We start from the raw sequence: 715 nt of genomic DNA on the forward strand, positions 1-715 counted from the left end.
GTCGAGTCACGCGGCCCAGCACATCTCGCGTGTAGCTGACGGACGACGCGCCGRGCAGGACTTTCGCGATGACTTCGTCATCGAGCTCATAGATGAGGTCTGCCTGCACCGGTTCGCTGCTGCTCGATCCGTCGAAGCCTTCCGTCTCGGATCGGATCTCTCGCCCTAATGCGTCGTAGTAGGTGCGCGTGTAGGCTCCGTTGACCGTGCCGTCAGATCTGAGCGGCGTAGCCTGAACGTAGAACACCGGCTTCACCACGCTCGGCCCCACGGAGAAGGAACCCGAGTGGAAACTTGCTCGCACGGTGCTGCACAAACCGGTAGCAGCACCGGCCGGCACAGAGACATCCTGCTTCCACGCAATGTCATCGTTGTACGTGCAGTAGACGTACTCCCACTTGATTCGTGTCTTGTCGGCGTGAATCTCCAGCGTCTTGCGACCCAGATCGTCATAGGTCCACTGGGTCGTCGAAAGACTCGGATCACTCTGCGTCGCCCCGTTCGGATCGCGAAGGCTGGTGGCCGTGCCAAATCGACCGTCGTAGGTTCTCTTCTCCTCGTGACCCAGCGGGTTCACTGTGGTCTCAAGAAAGCGCTTGTCCGTCGACCATGCGTTCGTGACGTCCCTCGGCGAGAACTTCGCCATCCCGGTCGGCGCAGCCGCCTCGCCAACCGCCCCGCTGACCGTTGCGGCGGCACCGGCACAGTTCCGTGT

At 61.9% G+C, this 715-nt stretch carries 1 pseudogene; it reads right to left on the reverse strand.

The features are described 5' to 3' along the window. A pseudogene (locus AC1D15_RS35660) lies at positions 1-577 on the reverse strand (hypothetical protein); the annotation flags it as partial. Positions 578-715: the final 138 nt, after the last annotated feature.

The sequence above is a fragment of the Rhizobacter sp. P2_H2 genome (assembly GCF_056403375.1).